The 20,831-nt window shown below is 68.7% G+C and carries 21 protein-coding genes; 6 read left to right on the forward strand and 15 right to left on the reverse strand.

The window, feature by feature from the left end; genetic code table 11:
• Positions 1-154: 154 nt before the first annotated feature.
• Positions 155-514 (forward strand): hypothetical protein, encoded by a 360-nt coding sequence (locus HPO96_RS06650; protein ID WP_171671883.1) that lies wholly within the window; start codon positions 155-157, stop codon positions 512-514.
• A gap of 30 nt (positions 515-544) precedes the next feature.
• Here the strand turns inward: HPO96_RS06650 and HPO96_RS06655 are convergent, their stop codons facing one another.
• The 7 genes from HPO96_RS06655 to clpS all read right to left on the reverse strand — a co-directional run bounded on the left by HPO96_RS06655 (position 545) and on the right by clpS (position 7,505).
• On the reverse strand, positions 545-1,492 hold the full coding sequence (locus tag HPO96_RS06655) for a pyridoxal-phosphate dependent enzyme (RefSeq protein WP_171671884.1): 948 nt from the start codon (positions 1,490-1,492) through the stop codon (positions 545-547).
• 2 nt (positions 1,493-1,494) lie between these two features.
• Complete coding sequence (locus HPO96_RS06660; RefSeq protein WP_171671886.1) at positions 1,495-1,773, reverse strand: MoaD/ThiS family protein; 279 nt, start codon at positions 1,771-1,773, stop codon at positions 1,495-1,497.
• Position 1,774: 1 nt separating this feature from the next.
• A complete protein-coding gene (locus tag HPO96_RS06665) occupies positions 1,775-2,227 on the reverse strand; it encodes a Mov34/MPN/PAD-1 family protein (RefSeq protein ID WP_171671887.1) in 453 nt (150 codons plus the stop codon).
• Between the two features lie 64 nt (positions 2,228-2,291).
• A complete protein-coding gene (locus tag HPO96_RS06670) occupies positions 2,292-3,269 on the reverse strand; it encodes an aldo/keto reductase (RefSeq protein ID WP_171671889.1) in 978 nt (325 codons plus the stop codon).
• A gap of 10 nt (positions 3,270-3,279) precedes the next feature.
• A complete protein-coding gene (ileS, locus tag HPO96_RS06675) occupies positions 3,280-6,300 on the reverse strand; it encodes an isoleucine--tRNA ligase (protein ID WP_171671891.1) in 3,021 nt (1,006 codons plus the stop codon).
• Between the two features lie 369 nt (positions 6,301-6,669).
• Positions 6,670-7,221 carry a DUF2017 family protein gene (locus HPO96_RS06680; protein WP_171671892.1) on the reverse strand — a complete coding sequence of 184 codons (552 nt, stop codon included), beginning with the start codon at positions 7,219-7,221 and terminating at the stop codon, positions 6,670-6,672.
• A complete protein-coding gene (gene clpS / locus HPO96_RS06685; RefSeq protein WP_171671894.1) occupies positions 7,218-7,505 on the reverse strand; it encodes an ATP-dependent Clp protease adapter ClpS in 288 nt (95 codons plus the stop codon). Before clpS ends, HPO96_RS06680 begins: the two co-directional genes overlap by 4 nt.
• Positions 7,506-7,599: 94 nt before the next feature.
• Between clpS and HPO96_RS06690 the strand changes: the two genes are divergently transcribed.
• Positions 7,600-8,904: a nicotinate phosphoribosyltransferase gene (locus HPO96_RS06690; RefSeq protein ID WP_202885731.1), complete on the forward strand. Its 1,305-nt coding sequence runs from the start codon at positions 7,600-7,602 to the stop codon at positions 8,902-8,904.
• 183 nt (positions 8,905-9,087) lie between these two features.
• On the opposite strand, the gene HPO96_RS06695 is transcribed toward HPO96_RS06690, so the two are convergent.
• Genes HPO96_RS06695 through HPO96_RS06715 form a run of 5 tightly spaced genes read right to left on the reverse strand, consistent with a single transcriptional unit; the run spans position 9,088 to position 14,475 of the window.
• Positions 9,088-9,897, reverse strand: coding sequence for an ABC transporter permease (locus tag HPO96_RS06695; protein ID WP_171671897.1), 810 nt, complete (start codon positions 9,895-9,897; stop codon positions 9,088-9,090).
• Positions 9,897-10,739 (reverse strand): ABC transporter permease, encoded by an 843-nt coding sequence (locus HPO96_RS06700; RefSeq protein ID WP_171671899.1) that lies wholly within the window; start codon positions 10,737-10,739, stop codon positions 9,897-9,899. The genes HPO96_RS06695 and HPO96_RS06700 overlap by 1 nt, the downstream gene beginning before the upstream one ends.
• Before the next feature lie 6 nt (positions 10,740-10,745).
• The gene (locus HPO96_RS06705) at positions 10,746-11,954 is read right to left on the reverse strand and encodes an ABC transporter substrate-binding protein (protein WP_171671901.1); all 1,209 of its coding nucleotides are present in this window, start codon (positions 11,952-11,954) and stop codon (positions 10,746-10,748) included.
• Positions 11,955-11,989: 35 nt separating this feature from the next.
• Positions 11,990-13,030 (reverse strand): ABC transporter ATP-binding protein, encoded by a 1,041-nt coding sequence (locus HPO96_RS06710; RefSeq protein ID WP_337796522.1) that lies wholly within the window; start codon positions 13,028-13,030, stop codon positions 11,990-11,992.
• An 8-nt stretch (positions 13,031-13,038) separates the two neighbouring features.
• Positions 13,039-14,475 carry a gamma-aminobutyraldehyde dehydrogenase gene (locus tag HPO96_RS06715; protein WP_171671904.1) on the reverse strand — a complete coding sequence of 479 codons (1,437 nt, stop codon included), beginning with the start codon at positions 14,473-14,475 and terminating at the stop codon, positions 13,039-13,041.
• A 118-nt stretch (positions 14,476-14,593) separates the two neighbouring features.
• On the opposite strand from HPO96_RS06715, the gene HPO96_RS06720 reads away from it, so the two are divergent.
• Positions 14,594-15,337 carry an FCD domain-containing protein gene (locus tag HPO96_RS06720; protein ID WP_171671906.1) on the forward strand — a complete coding sequence of 248 codons (744 nt, stop codon included), beginning with the start codon at positions 14,594-14,596 and terminating at the stop codon, positions 15,335-15,337.
• A 1-nt stretch (position 15,338) separates the two neighbouring features.
• Positions 15,339-16,025, forward strand: a complete 687-nt coding sequence (locus HPO96_RS06725; protein ID WP_171671907.1) for a cache domain-containing protein — start codon at positions 15,339-15,341, stop codon at positions 16,023-16,025.
• A 3-nt stretch (positions 16,026-16,028) separates the two neighbouring features.
• On the opposite strand, the gene HPO96_RS39530 is transcribed toward HPO96_RS06725, so the two are convergent.
• The gene (locus HPO96_RS39530; protein WP_337796523.1) at positions 16,029-17,294 is read right to left on the reverse strand and encodes a D-arabinono-1,4-lactone oxidase; all 1,266 of its coding nucleotides are present in this window, start codon (positions 17,292-17,294) and stop codon (positions 16,029-16,031) included.
• Between the two features lie 24 nt (positions 17,295-17,318).
• Between HPO96_RS39530 and HPO96_RS06735 the strand changes: the two genes are divergently transcribed.
• Positions 17,319-18,287, forward strand: coding sequence for a hypothetical protein (locus HPO96_RS06735; RefSeq protein ID WP_171671911.1), 969 nt, complete (start codon positions 17,319-17,321; stop codon positions 18,285-18,287).
• A 37-nt stretch (positions 18,288-18,324) separates the two neighbouring features.
• Positions 18,325-19,356 carry a YdcF family protein gene (locus HPO96_RS06740; RefSeq protein WP_202885518.1) on the forward strand — a complete coding sequence of 344 codons (1,032 nt, stop codon included), beginning with the start codon at positions 18,325-18,327 and terminating at the stop codon, positions 19,354-19,356.
• Here HPO96_RS06740 and HPO96_RS06745 read toward each other — a convergent pair.
• Both HPO96_RS06745 and HPO96_RS06750 read right to left on the reverse strand, forming a co-directional pair.
• Positions 19,353-20,117 (reverse strand): TSUP family transporter, encoded by a 765-nt coding sequence (locus tag HPO96_RS06745; protein ID WP_171671912.1) that lies wholly within the window; start codon positions 20,115-20,117, stop codon positions 19,353-19,355. The two genes, HPO96_RS06740 and HPO96_RS06745, sit on opposite strands and share 4 nt — an antisense overlap.
• A complete protein-coding gene (locus HPO96_RS06750; protein WP_171671914.1) occupies positions 20,114-20,818 on the reverse strand; it encodes a FadR/GntR family transcriptional regulator in 705 nt (234 codons plus the stop codon). Before HPO96_RS06750 ends, HPO96_RS06745 begins: the two co-directional genes overlap by 4 nt.
• Between the last annotated feature and the right edge of the window lie 13 nt (positions 20,819-20,831).

The raw sequence follows: 20,831 nt of genomic DNA on the forward strand, positions 1-20,831 counted from the left end.
CCGAACCCGGTTTCGGGTCGTTTTGAAGTTCACCCCATTCGAACTCACGAAACGACACGCCGAACTTGTCCACATCTTTACGTTATGCAATTGCCAATCCACGTGATCCGCGCCACTCTGGACCGATGTTAGTTCGACCGCCCCTCGTGATGTCATGAGCCTGGCGCACCACATCGCGGTGGTGCTGAACACCACCGCCGGACCGAACCCGCAGCCTGACCAGGTCACCGCCTCCGGGCAGACCGCCAACCAGGCTGTCGAAACCAACAGCACGGCCGCAGATATCGCATCGTCCCTCGGGCCGATGGGTGTCTTCCTGCTGCTGCTGATGGCGGCGTTCTTCTTGTACGTCGTCTCGTTGTCGCTGCACCCGAACGCCAAGTGCAACCGTTGTAAGGGCGCCGGGCGTCACCACGGCGGCATCTTCAGTTACGCGCAGCGTCCCTGCACGAGTTGCAAGGGCCGCGGCGTCCACCCCCGGATCGGCCGCCGGATTCTCTTCAAGTCTCCGTAACGCCGGCTTTCCTCAAGTGAATAAGGGTTCTCAGGCCCAGAGCTGACCCTCGAGGCGATCCTCCGCCTCGTCGATGGTGCCCTCATAGGCGCCCGTCGACAGGTATTTCCAGCCCCCGTCGGGGACGACGAAGGCGATATCGGCGCGCTCACCCTCCCGGACGCATTTGGCCGCCTGGCCGAGCGCGGCGTGCAGGATGGCGCCGGTGGAGACGCCGGCGAAGATGCCCTCGTTGTCGAGCAGCTCGCGGACCCGCCGGACGGCGTCCCGCGGCCCGACCGAGAACCGGGCGTCGATCAGCGTCTCGTCGTACAGCTCGGGGACGAACCCCTCGTCGAGATTGCGCAGGCCGTAGACGAGCTCGCCGTAGCGAGGCTCGGCCGCGACGATCTTGACGTCAGGTTTGTGCTCGCGGAAGAACCGGCCGCTGCCCATCAGCGTGCCGGTGGTGCCGAGGCCGGCCACGAAATGCGTCACCGAGGGCAGATCGGCGAGGATCTCCCGCGCGGTGCCGTCGTAGTGGGCGGCGGCGTTCGACGGGTTGCCGTACTGGTAGAGCATCACCCAGTCCGGGTGCTCCTCGGCGACCTGTTTGGCCACCCGGACCGCCTCGTTGGAGCCGCCCGCGGCCGGGGAGGAGATGATCTCGACTCCCCACATCCGCAGGATCTGCCGGCGCTCCTCCGAGGTGTTCTCCGGCAGGACGCAGACCATCCGGTAGCCGCGCAGTTTGGCGGCCATCGCGAGGGATATCCCGGTGTTCCCCGACGTCGGCTCGAGGATCGTGTTCCCCGGGCGCAGCCGGCCGTCCTTCTCGGCGTCCAGCAGCATCCGCAGCGCGGCCCGGTCCTTGATCGAGCCGGTCGGGTTGCGGTCCTCGAGTTTGGCCCAGAGCCGGACGTCGTCGGTCGGCGACAGCCGGGGCAGACCGACCAGCGGCGTACCCCCGACCGAGTCGAGCAGGCTGTCGAACCGCACGGTCAGCCGCCGGCGACCGCGGGCAGCACGACGACGACGTCGCCGTCCTTCACACCGGTCTGCAGGCCGCCGGTGAAACGTACGTCCTCGTCGTTGACGTAGACGTTGACGAACCGGCGCAGCTCGGCCGGCTCCCCCTCGACGATCCGCTCCTTGATCCCCGGGTGGCTGCCCTCGACGTCGTCGATGAACGCCGCCAGCGTGTCCCCGGCGCCGGTGACCAGCTTCTCGCCGCCGGTGAAGGTGCGCAGGATCGTCGGAACCCGCAACTCGATCGCCATCTCAGTTCTCTCCTGTTTCGCCGTAGGCCGTCACGACCTTGACCTCTTCCTCGGTGACCGTACCGCCGACGATCCGGAACGACCGGAACTCGACCGGACCGTCGTAGGTGAGCGAATCCGCCCCGTCGCGCGTCGACACCAGCACGTAATGCGCCGTCGGCAACTGCGCGATCGCGACATCCGTCCGCGACGGGTACGCCTCGGTCGCCGTGTGCGAGTGGTAGACCACGACCGCTTCCTCGTCGTTGTCCCACATCTCGTCGTACAGCTTCTTCCAGTCGTCCTGATCGAACTCGTAGAACGTCGGGCTCATCGCCGCGTTCAGCATCGGCACCACCCGCTCCGGCCGATCCGACCCCTCCGGGCCGATCACCACCCCACACGCCTCGTCCGGATGGTCCCGCCGCGCATGCGCGACGATCGCGTCGTACGCCGCCTGCTCGATGATCAACACGCCACCACGGTACGGGGGCCGTCACGCCGAGCCCGCCAACCCGGGAGGCCGTCCAATATGTGGACTACCAGCGGTCGTGGATTTGGGGGCGGATCAGCTCGTCGTAGGTGTCGCGGACGGCTTGGAGTTGGGCGGCGGTGAGGGGCGGGAGGGCCGCGGCGGCAGTGTTGCCGGCGACCTGGTGGGGGTTGCGGGCGCCGGGGATGACGACCGAGACGCCGGGCTGGTCGATGATCCAGCGGAGGGCGAACTGGGCCATGGTGGCGTCGGCGGAGAGCTGGGGCAGGAGGCGGCGGACGGCTTCGAGGCCGGTGCCGAAGTCGACGCCGGAGAAGGTCTCGCCGATGTCGAACGCCTCGCCGTGGCGGTTGTAGGTCCGGTGGTCGTCGGCCGCGAAGACGGTGTGCTCGTCGTACTTGCCGGAGAGCAGGCCGCTGGCGAGCGGGACGCGGGCGATGATGGCGACACCCGCCTCCTGGGCCGCCGGGAGGACCTCGTCGAGGGGTTTGAGGCGGAGCGCGTTCAGGATGATCTGCACACTCGCCACGTTGGGGCGCGCGATCGCGGTGAGCGCCTCGGCAGTGGTCTCGACGCTGACGCCGTACGCCGCGATCCGGCCCTCGTCGACCATCGCGTCCAGGTCGTCGAAGACGGCGGCGGTGGAATAGACCGGGGTCGGCGGGCAGTGCAGCTGGACGAGATCGAGGGTGTCGACGCCGAGATTCTGCCGGGAGCGGTCGTTCCAGGCGCGGAAGTTGGCCGGGTTGTAGTTCTCCGGGAGCTGCTCGACGCGGCGGCCCATCTTGGTGGCGACGGTCAGGCCCTCGTGCTCCTTGAGGATCTGCCCGACGAGCCGCTCGCTGCGGCCGTCGCCGTACACGTCGGCGGTGTCGATGAATGTGACGCCGTCCTCGACGGCCGCGCGCAAGACGGCCAGCGCGTCGCTCTCGTCGACCGAGCCCCAGTCCGCGCCCAGCTGCCAAGCGCCGAGCCCGACCACACCCACGTCCCGACCGGTTCGTCCCAGCTTCCGCGTCTCCATGGCGCCAACCCTAGGAGGTCAGCTGGACACGCAGCTCAGGGCCCTCCCTCGTGCTGATGTCATCCGCCGACGTCTCCCGCCCGATCAGCTCGCGATGCGCGCTGACCGCCGCCAGCACAGCGGCGTCCCCCTGGATCGTCACCCGCACCCGGTCGGCCACCTCGAGCCCGGCGTCCCGGCGCGCCTGCTGAATCGCGCGGACGACGTCGCGCGCTGTCCCCTCCGCGGCCAGCTCCGGCGTGACGGTGGTGTCGAGGACGACGAAACCGCCACCGGGTAACAATCCACTCGACGCACGATCCGCCGCCGGCGTCGCCTCCAGGGTGTACTCCCCCTCGGCCAACTCGATGCCTCCGGCAACCACAACGCCGTCGGACAACGACCACGCACCTGTCTTCGACGCCTTGATCGCCGCCTGCACCGCCTTCCCCAACCGCGGCCCGGCGGCCCGGGCGTTGATCGTCAGCCGCTGCGACACCGGCGCGCCGGCCGCATCCACCGACGTCAGCACGACCTCCCGCACGTTCACCTCGGCGGCGATCAACCCCGTCAACTCGCGCAGATCCGCGGACGTCGCCACGGTCAGCTTCAGCAGCGGTTGCCGAGCCCGGACCCCGGCCGCCTTCCGCAGGGACGATGCCACCGAGCACACCGCCCGCGTCTGCTCCATCCGCGCGACCAGCTCCGCGTCGTCCGGCAGGTCGTCCACCGTCGGCCAGTCGGTCAGGTGCACCGACCGCTCACCCGTCAACCCGCGCCAGATGTGCTCGCTGATCAGCGGCAACAGCGGCGCGACCACCCGGCAGAGCGTCTCGAGCGCGGTGTAGAGCGTGTCGATCGCGGCCGGATCGCCCTGGCCGAACCGGCCCCGCGACCGCCGGATGTACCAGTTCGTGAGGACGTCGACGTACGCCGTCACCGCGTCACAAGCCGACGCGATGTCGTACCGATCGAGCTTCTCCTGGACGTCGGCGACCAGCAGCCGGAGCCGGGCGAGCAGATACCGGTCCAGCAGGTCGGGCGACCGGGTGTCACGACGGGCCTGCCGACCGGCGGCGTTCGCGGAGAGGGCGAAGAACGACCACGCGTTCCACAGCGGGATCAGCACTTGGCGGACCCCTTCGCGGATCCCCGCCTCGGTGACGATCAGGTTCCCGCCGCGCAGGATCGGGCTCGACATCAGGAACCAGCGCATCGCGTCCGCGCCGTCCCGGTCGAACACCTCCGACACGTCCGGGTAGTTGCGCAGCGATTTGGCCATCTTCTGCCCGTCGCTGCCGAGCACGATCCCGTGGCTCAGGCAGGACTTGAACGCCGGCCGGTCGAACAGCGCGGTCGACAACACATGGAGCGTGTAGAACCAGCCGCGGGTCTGGCCGATGTACTCGACGATGAAGTCGCCCGGGAAGTGGCTGTCGAACCAGTCCGTGTTCTCGAACGGGTAGTGCACCTGGGCGAAACTCATCGAGCCCGAGTCGAACCAGACGTCCAGGACGTCCGGCACCCGGCGCATCGTCGACCTCCCGGTCGGATCGTCCGGATTGGGCCGGGTGAGCCGATCGACGTACGGGCGGTGCAGGTCGGTCACCTCGACGCCGAAGTCCCGCTCGAGGTCGGCGATCGAGCCGTAGACGTCGATCCGCGGGTACGCCGGGTCGTCGGAGCGCCAGACCGGGATCGGGCTGCCCCAGAAGCGGTTCCGGCTGATCGACCAGTCCCGCGCGTTCGACAGCCATTTGCCGAACTGGCCATGTTTGATGTGCTCCGGCGTCCAGGTGATTTCCTCGTTCAGCTCGACCATGCGGTCGCGGATCGCGGTCACCTCGACGAACCAGCTCGACACGGCCTTGTAGATCAGCGGGTTCCGGCAGCGCCAGCAGTGCGGGTAGCTGTGCACGTAGCTGTCCTCGCGGACGAGCGCGCCGCTCGCTTCGAGGTCGCGGATGATCGGGCGGTTCGCCTCGAAGACGTGCAGCCCCTGGTACGGCGGGACGACGGCGGTGAACCGGGCGCCGTCGTCCACGGTCAGGATCGTCGGGATGCCGGCGGCGGCGCAGGCGAGCTGGTCCTCCTCGCCGTACGCCGGCGCCAGGTGGACGACGCCGGTGCCGTCGTCCGTCGTGACATGGTCGGCGGCGATGATCTGGAAGGCGTTGGGGGTGTCGGCGAAGAAGTCGAAGAGCGGGGTGTAGCGCTTGCCGATCAGCTCGGCGCCTTTGAGGCTGCGGAGGATTTCGGTGCACCCGTACGCCTGGGCGCGGGCGGCGGCCAGGATCGCCGGGCCTGCTGGGGTGGCGGCTACTACGTAGTCGAGCTCTGGGCCGACGGCCATCGCGAGGTTGCTGGGGAGTGTCCAGGGGGTCGTCGTCCAGGCGAGCAGACGTTCGCCGGTCTCCAGCTCGACCGCCACCGTCACGGATGGGTCCTGGCGGGGCTGGTAGACGTCGTCGTCCATGCGGAGCTCGTGGTTCGACAGCGGGGTCTCGTCGTTCCAGCAGTACGGGAGCACGCGCAGGCCCTCGTATACCAGACCTTTGTCGTAGAGCGTCTTGAAGGCCCAGATCACCGACTCCATGTACTCCGGATTCAGTGTCTTGTAGTCGTTGTCGAAGTCGACCCAGCGGGCCTGCCGGGTGACGTAGGCCCGCCACTCGTCGGCGTACCTGAGCACCCGCTCCCGGCAGACCGCGTTGAACTTCTCGATCCCCAGCTCGAGGATCTCCGCCTTCGTCTTCAGGCCCAGCACCCGCTGCGCCTCCAGCTCAGCCGGAAGCCCGTGCGTGTCCCACCCGAACCGCCGCTCCACCCGGGCGCCCCGCATCGTGCGGTACCGCGGCACCAGATCCTTCACGTACCCGGTCAGCAGGTGCCCGTAATGCGGCAACCCGTTCGCGAACGGCGGCCCGTCGTAGAACACGAACTCCGGCTCCCCCGCCACCGAGGCCCGGAACGTGTCATCCGCCGCCCAATAGGCCAGCACCTCCCCCTCAACCCCGGGAAAGTCCGCCGCCCCCACCCTCGGATAGCTCATGCCACGCATGCTGCCCCGAACCGCCCCCACTCACCAACTCCCCCCGAAACCCGAACCCCGGCCGCCGCCGAGCGTGCCGACCCACTGGTCCGCGGTGTTGGTGAGTGCCTGGCGTCCGCTCCACTAGCCGCTGGCGGCCAGGCCAATCCCCACACACGACCAGAGGGCCCCTTCCCTCACGACAGCCGTCCACCGAACCACCTCGTGCCTCGGCGTGCGGGAGGCGCCGCCAAGCAGCAGCCGCCGGAGGCGGACTCCGCACAGCTGGGACCAGCCACGTCACACCAGTCCCCCGCTGAACCAGCTCAGGTGTCGCCCGCGGCCGCGGGGCGCCGGGGAGAGGCAGTCGCCGCCGGAGGCGGTGTCCGTTCAGCGCATGTTGTGGAGGAGGGCTGATTGGAGGTAGCCGAGCCAGTCGTAGAGGTCGTAGGTGAGGCGGCGGGGGTCGTCCTCGGGAAGTTTCTCCCAGGTGGCGTAGTCGTTGTCGTCCTCGATGCCGAGGCGGGTGCCGATGGCCAGGCGGAGGTCGTTGAGGGCGCGCAGCCAGGAGAGCTGTTCGTCGGGTTCGAGGGCGATCTCGTCGGCGCCGGCGGACTCGAGGGCGGACAGGACGCGTTTGGCGTCGGTGATCTTGCCGTCGCGCAGACCGCGCTCGGTGAAGCGGCGGAACTCCGCCGAGGCCAGGTCGTCGGAGCCGTAGGCGTCGGGGAGCAGCCGCTGCAGGACGATGTCCTCGGGCGGGGAGGTCGGGCCGTCGGAGTCGAGCAGGGCGGCCAGCGGGTCGCTGGACTCGGTGGCCCGCGGCGGGAGGCCGTCGTACAGGAGTTCGACCAGGTTGCGGAGCAGGTTGGCGAGGATCTCGGCCTCGTGCTCGGCGAAGCTGACCGCGACGAGCTTGCGCCGCTTGCGGAAGCGCGTCACGACTTCTCGCAGGTGGCCCACAGGCCGTAGGAGTGCATCGCCTCGACGTCGCGTTCCATCGCCTCGCGGTTACCGTTCGACACCGCCGACTTACCCTCCTCGTGGACCTGCATCATCAGCTTCTCCGACTTCGCCTTGGAGTAGCCGAAATACGTCTGGAAGACGAACGTGACGTAGTCCATCAGGTTGACCGGGTCGTTCCAGACGATCGTCACCCACGGTGGGCTGAGCTCGATCGCCTCGTCGACCTCGGGGCTGTCGAGTTCGCTGGGTGCGGTGGTCACCGGTCCATTCTCTCCATCATCGGATCTGATCTCGCAATAGGCTGCCCTTGTGAACACCTCGACCGCGCTCCTGACGGACCACTACGAGTTGACCATGTTGCAGGCCAGCCTCGCGGACGGCACGGCGCAGCGCCGCTCGGTCTTCGAGCTGTTCGCCCGCCGGCTGCCCGACGGCCGCCGGTACGGCGTGGTGGCCGGCGTCAACCGGCTCCTCGACGCGCTCGACGGCTTCCGTTTCGACGAGCAGGCGATCGCCTTCCTGGCCGATCGCGGCGTCGTCGACCACACTACCCGGGACTGGCTGGCCGCCTACCGGTTCTCCGGTGACATCGCCGGGTACGCCGACGGCGAAATCTTCTTCCCCGGCTCCCCGGTCCTGGTGGTCGAGTCGACGTTCGCCGAGGCGGTGCTGCTGGAAACCGTCTTCCTGTCGATCCTGAACCACGACTCCGCGGTCGCCTCGGCCGCCTCCCGGATGACCTGGTGGGCCGGCGGCCGGCCGTGTATCGAGATGGGCTCGCGGCGCACCCACGAGGAGGCGGCGGTCGCGTCCGCGCTGGCGGCGTACATCGCCGGGTTCGCGACCACCTCCAACCTGGAGGCGGCCCGCCGGTACGGCATCCCGAGCGCCGGGACGTCGGCGCACTCGTTCACCCTCCTGCACGACACCGAGCGGGAGGCGTTCACCTCCCAGGTGGATGCCCTCGGCAAGGGCACGACGCTGCTCGTCGACACCTACGACGTCGCCGAGGCGGTCCGGACGGCGATCGAGCTGACCGGCCCCGAGCTGGGCGCCGTTCGGCTCGACTCCGGCGACCTGCCGTCGCTGGCCGGGCAGGTCCGCGAGCAGCTCGACTCGCTCGGCGCGACCCGCACCCGGATCATCGTCACCTCCGATCTGGACGAGTTCCAGATCGCGGCCCTCGCCCCGGCGCCCGTCGACGGCTACGGCGTCGGGACGTCGCTCGTCACCGGCTCCGGCTACCCGACCTGCGGTTTCGTCTACAAACTCGTCGCCCGCGAGGACGCGACCGGCGCGATGGTCCCGGTCGCGAAGAAGAGCGTCGACAAGATCTCGATCGGCGGCCGCAAGTGGGCCCTCCGCCGCCGCAACCCCGCCGGCGTCGCCGAAGCCGAGCTGGTCGGCGTCGGCAGCCTCCCCGAGGACGACGGCGACGACCGCGAGCTCCTCCGCCCCCTCGTCAAATCCGGCGAGATCATCGGCCGCACCACCCCCGCCGAATCCCAGACACACCACCTCAAAGTCCGCGACGAACTCCCCCGCTACGCCAGCCAACTCTCCCGCGGCGAACCCGCCCTCCCCACCCAATACGTAGGCGACTACACCTCCACCAACCCCTTCACCCCCACAGCACGAAGAACAGGTAGTACCTCCTGAACCACGCCCGCCCCGACCACCGCTACGCGCGTCAGGCGGTCTACGTTCCCGTCTACGTCCTGTTCTTCGTGCCGGGGCGGCGGAGGGCGGACCAGGTGAAGAGCCCGCTGCCGACCAGTCCCCGGGCAACGGATGCGATGCCGATCCAGAGCAGCGGCCGACGGGACATGCCCCGAAGGATAGTCAGCGGCCGGGTCCGACGGAGTCGGTGTCGCCGGAGAGGCGTTGGGCCAGGTAGACGGGTACTACCGAGATGACGATGAGGGCGGCCGCTACGACGTTGACGATGGGGGCCTGGTTGGGGCGGAAAAGGTTGTTGAAGATCCAGATGGGGAGGGTCTGCTGGTTGGCGCCGGCGGTGAAGGTGGTGACGATGATTTCGTCGAAGGAGAGGGCGAAGGCGAGCAGGCCGCCGGCCAGGAGGGCCGAGCGGATCATCGGGAAGGTGACCAGGCGGAAGGTCTGGAAGGCGGAGGCGCCGAGGTCGGCCGAGGCCTGCTCCAGTTGCAAGCCAGTCCGGCGAAGGCGCGCGATCACGTTGTTGAAGACCGTCACGATGCAGAACGTCGCGTGGGCGACCACGATCGTGATGAACCCGAGCTCCAGGCCGAACAGCGTCCGGAACGCGTTGTTCAGCGCGATCCCGGTGACGATCCCGGGCAGCGCGATCGGCAGGATGACCAGCAGCGACACGGTGTCCCGGCCGTAGAAGCTGAAGCGCTGCAAGGCGAACGCGATCATCGTGCCGAGCACCAGCGCGATCGCCGTCGCCGCCAGCCCGACCCGCACACTCACCCACAGCGCGTCGAGCGCGCCCTGGCTCTCGGCCGCCCGCCGCCACCACTCCAGCGTGAAGTCGCGCGGCGGCCAGGCGAATGTCTTGTTCACGTTGAACGAGTTCACCAGCACCAACAGCAGCGGTACGTAGATCGCCACCAGGATCAACCCGGTCAGCACCCGCAGGACGACGCGGGTAGGTCCGGAGAGTGTCATCAGAGGTTCTCCATTGCTCCGGTACGCCGAACCGCGGCCAGGTACACCAGCATCACCACGACCGGGATCGTGGCCACCGCCGCCGCGAACGGCAGGTTGTTCGCCGCCCCCACGTTGTCGTAGACCACGTTCCCCAGCAGCTGATTCGTCCCGCCGACGATCCGGACGGCGATGTAGTCGCCCAGCGTCAGGCTGAACGTGAAGATCGACCCAGCCACCATCGCCGGGATCACCACCGGCACGATCACCCGGCGAATCGTGTGCCCGGTACGCGCGCCCAGATCGGCCGATGCCTCCAGCAACGAGTTCGGCAGCCGTTCGAGCCCGGCGTAGATCGGCAGGATCATGTACGGCAGCCACAGGTAGGCCAGTGTCACCACAGTTGCCGTCAGCCCGTATCCCGGCGACTCCAGCCCGACCGCGTTGAACGCCGACGAGACCAGCCCACCCTCGGAGAACATCCCCCGCCAGGCGTACGCCTTGACCAGATACGAAGCCCACAACGGCATCAGCACCGCCACCAGCAGGATCCGCCGCAGCCCCGGACGCGCCACCTTCGACATGTACAGCGCGATCGGGAACGCGACCACCGCGTCGACCAGGGTCACCAGGACGGCGACCCCGATCGTCCGCAGCGCGATCGTCCGATACACGTCCTCGGTGAACAGCGTCCGGAAACTGTCCAGCGTCCACTGCCGCTCGATCACGCCGGTGAACCCGTTCTGCGTCCACAGCGCGGTGACGAACAGCGCCGCCAGCGCGCCGAGGTACGCGACCCCGAGCCACAACATCGGCGGACCGAGCAACAACGCGAGCCGAACCCGCGGGTGGCGGTGCAACATGCTCAGTTATCCCTTGATCGACGTCCAGGCCTGGGTCCACTTGGCGTAGTCGGCGCATTTCACGTCGGTACGGCCGTCCAGGCACTGTTCGATGGGCGTGGTCCAGTACCAGATCTTCTCCGAGTAGGCCTGGTCACCGGCGTGGAACGTGGTGCAGTGGTTCTTGTCCGCGGTCTCCGCGCAGGCCTTCCCGTTGGACGGCGACTCGCCGAAGTACTCCGCGACCGCGGCGTTCGCCTTCGGGCTGACGATGTGGTTCATCCACAGGTAGCCGCAGTTCTTGCTCTTCGACGTGGCGCTCAGCATCCAGGTGTCGGACCAGCCGGTGACGCCCTCGGTCGGAACCGTCACGTCGACCGGGACCTTCTCGCCCTTGGCGACGTTCGCGATCACCTGCCAGGTGGTGCCGATCACCGAGTTGCCGCTGGTGAACGCCTGCACCTCCTTCAGGTAGTCCGACCAGTACTCCGAGACCAGCCCCTTCTGCTGTTTGAGCAGATCGACCGCGGCCTGGAACTGCTTGTCGTCGAGCGCGTACGGGTTCTTGATCCCGAGCTCCGGCTTGGTCGCCATCAGGTACATGGCCGCGTCCGCGATGTAGATCGGCGAGTCGTACGCCGTCACCGCGCCCTTGTACGGCGAGTTCGCGTCGAACACCGCGCTCCAGGACGTCGGCGCCGGCTTCACCTTGTCGGTCCGCCACATCAGCAGGTTGGCGCCGTAGCCGTGCGGGACGCCGTACATCTGTCCCTTGACCGAGTTCCACGGCCGGTCCTTCAGGAACGGGTAGACGTCGGCGTAGTTCTTGATCAGGCCGGTGTTGACGGGTTCGACGACGCCGCCCGCGATCAGCCGCAGCGACGCGTCGCCGGACGCCGAGACGACGTCGTACTGACCGGTCTTCATCAGGCTGACGGCCTCGTCCGATGTTCCGAACGTCTTCACCGTGACCTGGCAGCCGGTCTCCTTCTCGAACGACGAGACCCAGTCGACCTTCGGGTCGTTCGAGCCGTCCTCGGCGTACCCGGGCCAGGCGAGCACGCTGAGCTTGCCCTCGCCGGCGCCGAGCGTCTCGAGTTTCTTCAGGTCCGGCGGGGTGAAACCGCCGGCGGTGTCGTTGCTGCCCGATCCGCCGGAGTCGCCGCCGGACGTGCCGCACGAGGCGGCGAGCAGGGCGAGCACTGCGAAGCTCACCACTGCGAATGACTTCTTCATTCGATTGCTCCTTGCCAACTTGGTGGGGGCGGGGACTACTGGCCGCCGATCTCGACGGCATGTTCGCGATGCCAGGTGAGGCGGACCTGGGCACCGCGAAGTTCGAGCTTGTCCTGGACCGAACCGCCTTCGTTCTGCTGCAGGACGAGCAGGGATCCGCCGGCGTCGAGGTCGACCACGGACTGCGTGGCCGCGCCGAGGTAGACGACCTCGCGGACGACGCCGAGCGCCGTACAGCGACCGGGTTCGGCCGGGGCGCCGGCGGGTTGCAGCCGGATCTTCTCCGGCCGCACGGTGAAGACTCCCGGGACGCCGATGATCGCTTCCGCGGCGTCGTCCGCGAGCAGGTTGGACGTCCCGACGAAACCGGCCACGAAGGCCGTCGCGGGCCGCTCGTACAGCTCGGCCGGGCCGGCCAGCTGCTCGATCCGGCCGCCGTTGAACACGGCGATCCGGTCGCTCATGGTCAGCGCCTCCTCCTGGTCGTGGGTGACGAACACGAAGGTGATGCCGACGTCGCGCTGCAGCGCCTTCAGCTCCAGCTGCATCTCGCGGCGCAGCTTCAGGTCGAGGGCGCCGAGCGGCTCGTCGAGCAACAAGACCTTCGGCCGGTTGACCAGCGCCCGGGCCAGCGCGACTCGTTGCCGTTGGCCACCGGACAGCTGGCTCGGCTTCCGGTCGCCGAAACCGCTCAACCGCACGGTTTCCAGCGCCTCGCCGGCCTGCGTACGCCGGGCCCGCCGATCGACGCCCTTGACGCGCAACCCGTACTCGACGTTCTGCAGCACGCTCATGTGCGGGAACAGCGCATAGTCCTGGAAGACCGTGTTCACATCTCGCGCGTACGGCGGCCGCCCGGTGACGTCGACGCCGCCGAGCAGGATCTGCCCGGCCGTCGGCTCCTCGAACCCGGCGATCATCCGGAGGACGGTCGTCTTCCCGGAGCCGGACGGGCCGAGCATCGAGAAGAACTCGCCCTCGGCCAGATCGAGGTCGACCCCGTCGACGGCGACCACCTCGCCGAAACTCTTCCGCAGCCCACGCAGGCTGACCGCTGTCCCCACTCGTTCCTCCACCGGAGCGCTCATCGGATCGCCGACATGACGTGCTTGATCCGGGTGTAGTCCTCGACGCCGTACAGCGAGAGGTCCTTGCCGTGGCCGGAGTGTTTGAAGCCGCCGTGCGGCATCTCGGCGACCAGCGGGATATGGGTGTTGAGCCACACGCAGCCGAAGTCGAGAGCGGCCGACATCCGCAGCGCCCGCGAATGGTCGGTGGTGAAGACGCTGGAGGCGAGGCCGTACTGGACGCCGTTCGCCAGCTCCAGCGCCTCGGCCTCGTCGGCGAAGGGCTGCACGGTGATGACCGGGCCGAACACCTCGTCCTGGATCATCTCGTCGTCCTGCCGCAGGCCGGTGACCACGGTCGCGTCGAGGTAGTAGCCGTCGGCAAGCTCTCCGCCGGACCGCGAGCCGCCGAGCGCGATCGCGCCATGAGCGGGCATTCGGGCCAGGAACCCGCGAACCCGGTCCAGCTGCAGGCTGCTGTTGAGCGGGCCGAACAGCGCATCCTCGTCATCCGGCAGCCCAGGTCTGGCGTTTTCACTGGCCCAGGAGGTCAAGGCCGCGACGAACGCGTCGTGAGCCGACGCCTCGACGAGGACTCGGCAGGCCGCCGTACAGTCCTGGCCGGCGTTGAAGAAGCCGCCGACGCCGATCGCCTCGGCCGCGGCGACCAGGTCGGCGTCCGCGAAGACGACCGCCGGAGCCTTGCCGCCGAGCTCCAGATGGGTGCGCTTGAGGTCTAGCGCGGCCGTCGAGGCGACCTCCGTACCGGCACGAGTCGAGCCGGTGATGCTGACCAGCCCCGGCGTCGGGTGCGCGACCACGGCCTGACCGGTCGCGCGGTCGCCGCAGACGACGTTGAAGACCCCGGCAGGTAGGACCCCGGCGGCGATCTCGGCCATCAAGACCGTGCTGACCGGAGTCGTCTCGGCAGGTTTCAGAACGAGCGTGTTGCCGGCGGCAAGAGCTGGGCCGATCTTCCAGACAGCCATCATCATCGGGTAGTTCCAGGGCGTGATCTGGCCGACGACGCCGATCGGCTCGCGGCGGATCCACGACGTATGACCGGCCAGGTACTCACCGGCCGACTTGCCCTCCAGCAACCGGGCGGCTCCGGCGAAGAAGCGCAGCTGGTCGACCATGACCGCGAACTCCTCGTCCCGGGTGAGGCCGAGCGGTTTGCCGGTGTTCTGCGACTCGGCGGCGATCATCTCGTCGGCACGTGCTTCCAGAGCGTCCGCGAACCGGAGCAGCATCCGTTGCCGGTCGCCCGGTGTCACCCCGGCCCAGCTCTGGACTGCGGCCGCCGCAGCGCCGTACGCCGCGTCGACGTCCTCCTCGCTCGACAGCGGCGCCGTTCCGAACACCTTGCCGGTGGCCGGATCGATCAACTCGCTGGTCGCACCGCTGAGCGCGTCCCGCGACTCGCCGCCGATCAGATTCCGCACAGTTCGCATTGCTCACTCCCAGTGCCGCCACGACTCGTGGCGGTTAACATATGAAATCAGATGTTAAAGTTCAAGGGATCGGGGAGAATAGCCGGAATCTGTTCTTCGGTCGTTAAGGGGTGGCCCAGTGGCAGTGCGGTTCTACGGCAGTGGCGCGGCGGCGGTCTTCGCACCGCTGGAGTCGTTGAGCCGTTCGGAACTGGTGGCCCGCCGGCTCACCGACGCGATCGCGCTCGGCCTGATCCCGGATTCCGAGCAGCTCCCCGGGGAGTCGGATCTGGCCGGGATCTTCGGCGTCTCCACGACGACGATCCGCGAGGCGCTGTCCGCGCTGCGGCTGCGCGGGCTGATCGACACCCGGCGCGGGCGTGGCGGCGGCAGCTTCGTCCGTGCTCAGGAAGACATGTCGTCGAGTCTCGTCCGCGCCCGGCTCGAAGAGCTGAGCCTGGCGCAGCTGCGTGACCTCGGTGACCACTACGGCGCGATCGCCGGGACGGCGGCCCGCCTCGCCGCCGAGCGCGCGACCCCGGACGACGTCCGCCGGCTGGCCGCGGTCTGCGACGCGCTGGAGCACGCCGAAGGCCCTGGAGCTCGACGGCGCGCGGATGCGCAGTTCCACATCGAGGTCGCGGCGACCGCGCAGTCCACCCGGCTCTACCGGGCCGAGGTGAGCCTGCAGGCCGAGGTCGGCACGCTGTTGTGGCTGGCCTTCGGCGACGACGACAGCCACCGGCGTACCGTCGCCAGTTGCCGGGAGGTCGTCGCGGCCATCGAACGAACGGACGGCGACGCCGCGCGCGCCGCCGCCGAGGAGCGGGTCGCGGACTCGACGGCCCGGCTGATCGACCTCAGACTGGCTTTGGAGGACTGAGATGAGCACTCACGTTGCGCAGGACACCGCCGCCGTCATCGAGCTCGTCGGCGCTCTGGCGGGCGAGGCGTTCGGCCTGGCCGACCGGATCGCCGCCGCGGCCGCCACCACCTTCACCAGACAGCAGACCGCCCGTCGCGGTGATCTCAAAAGTATCGCCGCGCTCGTCCGCCCGGCGATCGACGCCGCCGGCAGCCCCATCCAGGGCGCCGGTTTCGTCGCCGCCGTCGACGCGCTCGCCGACTCCCGCTGGTGGCTCGAGTGGTTCATGCGCAACAACGGCAAGGCCGAGCGCCTGCTCGTCGACACCGACCCGCGCGGCGACAACTTCTACGACTACGAGTCGCTGCCCTGGTACGACGTCCCGCGCACGACCGGCCGGCAGCACATCACCGGCCCGTACGTCGACTACCTCTGCACCGAGGACTACACGCTCACCTTCACCGTCCCGGTGGTTGTCGGCAGCACCTTCGTCGGCGTCGCGGGCGCCGACGTCCGCGTCTTCACGTTCGAGAAGGCCGTCCTGCCTTGTCTCCGCGCGACGCATCGCACGGTTGCCGTCGTCAACGACCAGGGCCGCGTCGTGCTCAGCAACAGCGCCCGGCATGTCAGCGGCACCCTCCTCAGGACCACCGCTCCCCCGCAGCCCATCGGCGATCTCCCGTTGAGCCTGGTCGAGCTCACCTGACGATCAGGCCGGGAGGAAGGTGTCCAGGTAGTCGTTGCGGAACTTGCCGTCGGGGTCGCGGCGGGCGGCCAGCGCGATGAAGTCGGGGACTTTCGGGTAGCGCTCGGCGAGGGTGACGGCGTCCGCGGCGAAGACCTTGCCCCAGTGCGGGCGGGCGTCGAGCGGGGCCAGCGCCTCCTCCAGCGCGACGAGGACCGGGCGGACGGCGGCTTCGTTCTGGATCCAGGTGAAGTGCAGGGCCACCGTGTCGCGGCCCTGGCTGGGGCTGAGCCAGAGGTCGTCGGCGGCGATCGTACGCACCTCGGAGACCTGGATGATTTCGGCGAACTGGTTGCCCAGGGCACGGAGTACGTCGACCGCCTCGGCGGCGCGAGCGCGCGGGACGAAGTACTCGGACTGGAGTTCGTCGCCGTTGCTCGGGGTGAACTCGAGGCGGAAGTGCGGGAGGCGTTCGTTCCAGGGCCCGGCGACGCCGCCCTGCTGGGTCGCGTGGTCGGCCGGCATCGCCTTGATCGGATGCCGGGGGCCGTCGGCAACTTTCGCGCCGAGCCAGCCGGCCGGGAAGTCCGGGGACTTCTGCTTGCGCCAGACCATCACCTCGGGGTCGGCCCAATCGGTGAAGGCGCTGACGCTGTAGGCGCTGCTCATGATCGCGTCGAAGTCGGTGGCCAGGCGCTCGACCGGAAGCCCGTCGTACACGACCTGACTGAGCTCGTACGCCGGTTGCACGTCCAGGGTCAGGCTGACCGTGACGCCGAGCGCGCCGAGGGAGATGATCGAGCCGTTGAAGTCGGGGTCGTCGCGGGTCAGGGTGACCAGGTCGCCGGCGGCGTTGACGAAGGTGATCGCGTTGACGGCATCCGCGAGTGGGCCGTTGGCGTCGCCGGAACCGTGGGTTCCGGTGGAACAGGCGCCGGCTACCGAGATGTGCGGGAGTGAGCCGAGGTTGTGCAGGGCAAGGCCCTGTGCCTGCAGGGCGGCGGTGATCTCGCCGTACCGCAGGCCGGCCGAGACGGTGACGCCGTTCGGGCCGATGTCGATCACGCGCGGCAGGTCGGCCACCGTGAGCAGAGTGCCGGTGGTGTCGGCGATCCGGTTGAACGAATGGCCGGTGCCGAGGACGCGCACCTTCGCCGAGCGGGCGACCAGCTCTTGAAGCTCAGCCACGGATCGTGGTCGTTCGAGCACACTGGAGAACTCCACGTTTCCGGCCCAGTTCGCAACCACGGCGGATCCCTTCGTCGCACCAACCTGCTGCGACTCTTTCACACCGCAGCACGTTAGGGTCGAGCAATGCGATTCACGATGACCCGCCCCCGGCTCGCCCTCACTCTCGGATTGGCCGGCGCGCTCGCCGCCGGCGGAGCGATCACCGTCGCCGTGAAGGGACCGGCCCGGTCGGCCGACGCCGCGATCAGTTGTGACACCAAGGCCGGCGGCGCGCACTTCTACGACGGGCCGTCGGCGTCCAAGAAGTACGACAGCCGCTTCAGCAACAGCGCGGCGCTGCCCAAGCTGGGCACACACGTCCCGCAGGGGATCGGCACCTGGTGGAACTGGTCCGGCTCGAAGAACCTGCTGCTGGTCACGATGTACCACAAGGGCCAGAACTCGCTGATCGTCGGGATCGACCCGGCCACCAACAAGGTCGTCGGCGATGTCGCGATCGCCGAGACGCACGGCGGCGGGATCACCACGTCGAAGGGCTGGGCTTTCGTCCAGGGCAGCACCAACGGCATCCGCAAGTACAAGCTGTCCACGCTCGCGGCCGCGATGAAGAAGTCCGGGACGCCGTACGTCAAGGCGGTCGGCTCGGAGCGCAAGGTGTACGGCGCGTCGTTCCTGACCAGCTACGGCGACTCGCTCTGGTCGGGCAAGTTCAACGACAAGGGCCGCGACAAGATGTACGAGTACAAGATCGCCGCCAACGGGAACCTGACCACGGTGAACCGGGCCTGGGAGATCCCCACCAAGACCCAGGGGCTGCTGGTCACGAAGACGCACTTCGTCTACAGCACGTCGTACGGGCGCGACAAACTCAGCAACCTGTACGTCGTCCGCCGCGGCCAGACCGATCTGGACAAGGCGAAGCTGTCATGTTTCCGGGCCCCGAGTATGTCCGAGGGGATCACCGAGTTCGGCGGCCGCGCGTACCTGGTGTTCGAGTCCGGCTCGTACCCGTACCGGTCGGATCCGAGGACCAAGAACGTGATCACCCGGCTGCACAAAGCGACGATTTCGTCACTGACCAGCCTGGCGTGACCTGATCGGGCGCCATCCGGTGGTTGGATGGCGCCCGATGAACCTCAGTGACACGCTCAGCCGCTATCCGTTCCTGATCCCGTTCGCGATCGCGGGGTTCTGGTTCCTGATCTTCCTGATCAGCTTCCTCTACGACCGGCGGCTGTTCCGCAACAGCATCTTCCTGGTGCTGACGCTGATGTTCGCCGGGCTCGGCGGCATCTTCGCGATCGCTACCGTCAGCCGCACGCTGGCCGAGGTGCTCGCGGTCGGCATCCTGGTGCTGATCCCGATCTCGATCGGGGTGCTGGCGATCTTCCTGGTCGTCAACGGGGTGACGATGATCCGGCGCGAGGGCCGGCGGCCGAAGAACCTGCTGTCGCTCGCGGCCGGGGTCGGCATCTTCGGGCTGGTGATCTTCGGCGCGGTCTCGCAGGCGCTCGACTGGCGGCCGCTGACCGCGTTGATGACCGCGATCACCGGCGTGCTGACGTACGTCTCGTTCCTGTTCGGCTGTTTCCTGATCTACGCGTTCGTCTACAGCCGGGTCCGCTCGTCGCGGAAGATCGACTTCGTGATCGTGCTCGGCTCGGGGTTGCGCGGGTCGCGGGTGCCGCCGCTGCTGGCCAGCCGGCTGGACCGCGGCAAGTTCGTCCGGGACCGCGCCGTCCGCAAGGGCCGCGATCCGATCATCATCGCGTCCGGTGGGCAGGGACCGGGTGAGGATGTCGCCGAGGCGCACGCGATGGCGGCGTACCTGATCGAGCGCGGGGTGCCCGAGGATCGGGTGCTTCGCGAGGACCGGTCGACCACGACGACCGAGAACCTGCTGTTCAGCCGCGAGTTGATGGTCGCGCTGAAGCCGAAGTACCGGTGCCTGATCGTGACGAACAACTTCCACGCGTTCCGGGCCGCGCTGACCGCGCGCAAGACCAAGGTGAACGGGCAGGTGGTCGGCTCGCCGACCGCGCGCTACTTCTGGCCGACGGCGACGATCCGGGAGTTCGTCGCGATCCTGTTCAGCCACAAGTGGATCAACGGGATCATCATCGGCCTGCTGTTCGTGACGCCGTTCCTGCAGTTCCTCTAACGCAGCATCAGGACGGCGGCGACGACACCGGCGATCACGATCAGCGTCCGCAGCAGCCCGCCCGGGATGCGGCGGCCGATGTGGGCGCCGACGTACCCGCCGACGATCGAACCGGCGGCCAGCAGCGCGGCCGCGGTCCAGTCGATCTCGGCGATCAGCACGAAGATCGCGCCCGCGACGACGTTGGCGGCCAGCAGCGACAGGGTTTTGAGACCGTTCACGACGCGTAGCTCGAGATCCAGGCCGAGGCCGAGCACGGCCATCATCATGACCCCGGCGCCCGCGCCGAAGTAGCCGCCGTACACCCCGGTCAGCGCGGTGAAGAAGTAGGTGGCCGGGGACATCGACGTCCGCAGCTCGTGCGGATGGTCGCTGCGCGCCCGCAACCACCGCGAGATCCGCGGCTGCGCGCCCACGATCAGGCAGGTGAACAAGATGAGCCACGGCGCCGCCGCCGCAAACACTCCCGGCGGCAACGCCAGCAACAGCACGACACCCCCGATCGACCCCACCGCACACAACACAACCACCGCGATCGTGATCGGCCGCGGCACCTCGCGAATCTCCCGGCGGTACCCCACCACCCCCGACATCGACCCCGGCAACAACCCGATCGTGTTCGAAACATTCGCCACCACCGGCGGAATCCCCAACGCGATCAACACCGGAAAACTCAGCAACGACGCAACCCCCACCGTCGAAGTAAGCACCCCAGCACCGAGCCCAGCCGCGATCACCGCCAGATGTTCGGCGCCGGTCACGGTTGCTGCTCGCGGAGGAGGGCTACGTCGGAGACGAGGAGGACGTGGTCGTGCATGGCGGCGGCTGCGGCGGTGGGGTTGCGGGCGGCGATGGCTTCGGCGATCTTGCGGTGGCCGGCCAGGGACTCTTTGGGGCGGCCGGGTTGGGAGAGGGATTCGAGGCGAGTCTCGCGGATGAGGTCGTGGATGGTGCCCATCATCTGGGCGAGGAGGGAGGAGCGGGCGGCTTCGGTGATCGCGCCGTGGAAGCGTTCGTCGGCTTCGACGCCGCGGCCGCCGGCGGCGATATCGGCTTCCATCTCGGCCAGCGCCGCCTGGATGGCGGCCAGGTCGGCGTCGGTCCGCCGGGCCGCGGCGAGGGCGGCCAGTTTCGTTTCGAGGGCGTCGCGGGCCTCGATCACCTCGGGGAGGCGATCGGCGTGCGCGCGGATGGCGTCGATGACCGGGCCGGTGCGGGCGCGTTCGGTGAGCACCGTCCCGTCGCCGTGCCGGACGACGACGGCGCCGATCACCTCCAGCGCGACCAGCGCCTGGCTCAGCGTCGCCCGGCTCACCCCGAGCCGCTGCGCGAGCTCACGCTCGGGCGGCAGCCGGTCCCCGGGCCGCAACCCGTTCTCACTGATCCACGTGCTGATCTGATCGGCCACCTGCTCGTACAGGCGGGATCGCGGCACCGGACGGGGAGGTGGCAGCAAATCCATACCCCAAGCTTAT

This window comes from Kribbella sandramycini, assembly GCF_013131805.1.
Taxonomy (GTDB): Bacteria; Actinomycetota; Actinomycetes; order Propionibacteriales; family Kribbellaceae; genus Kribbella; species Kribbella sandramycini.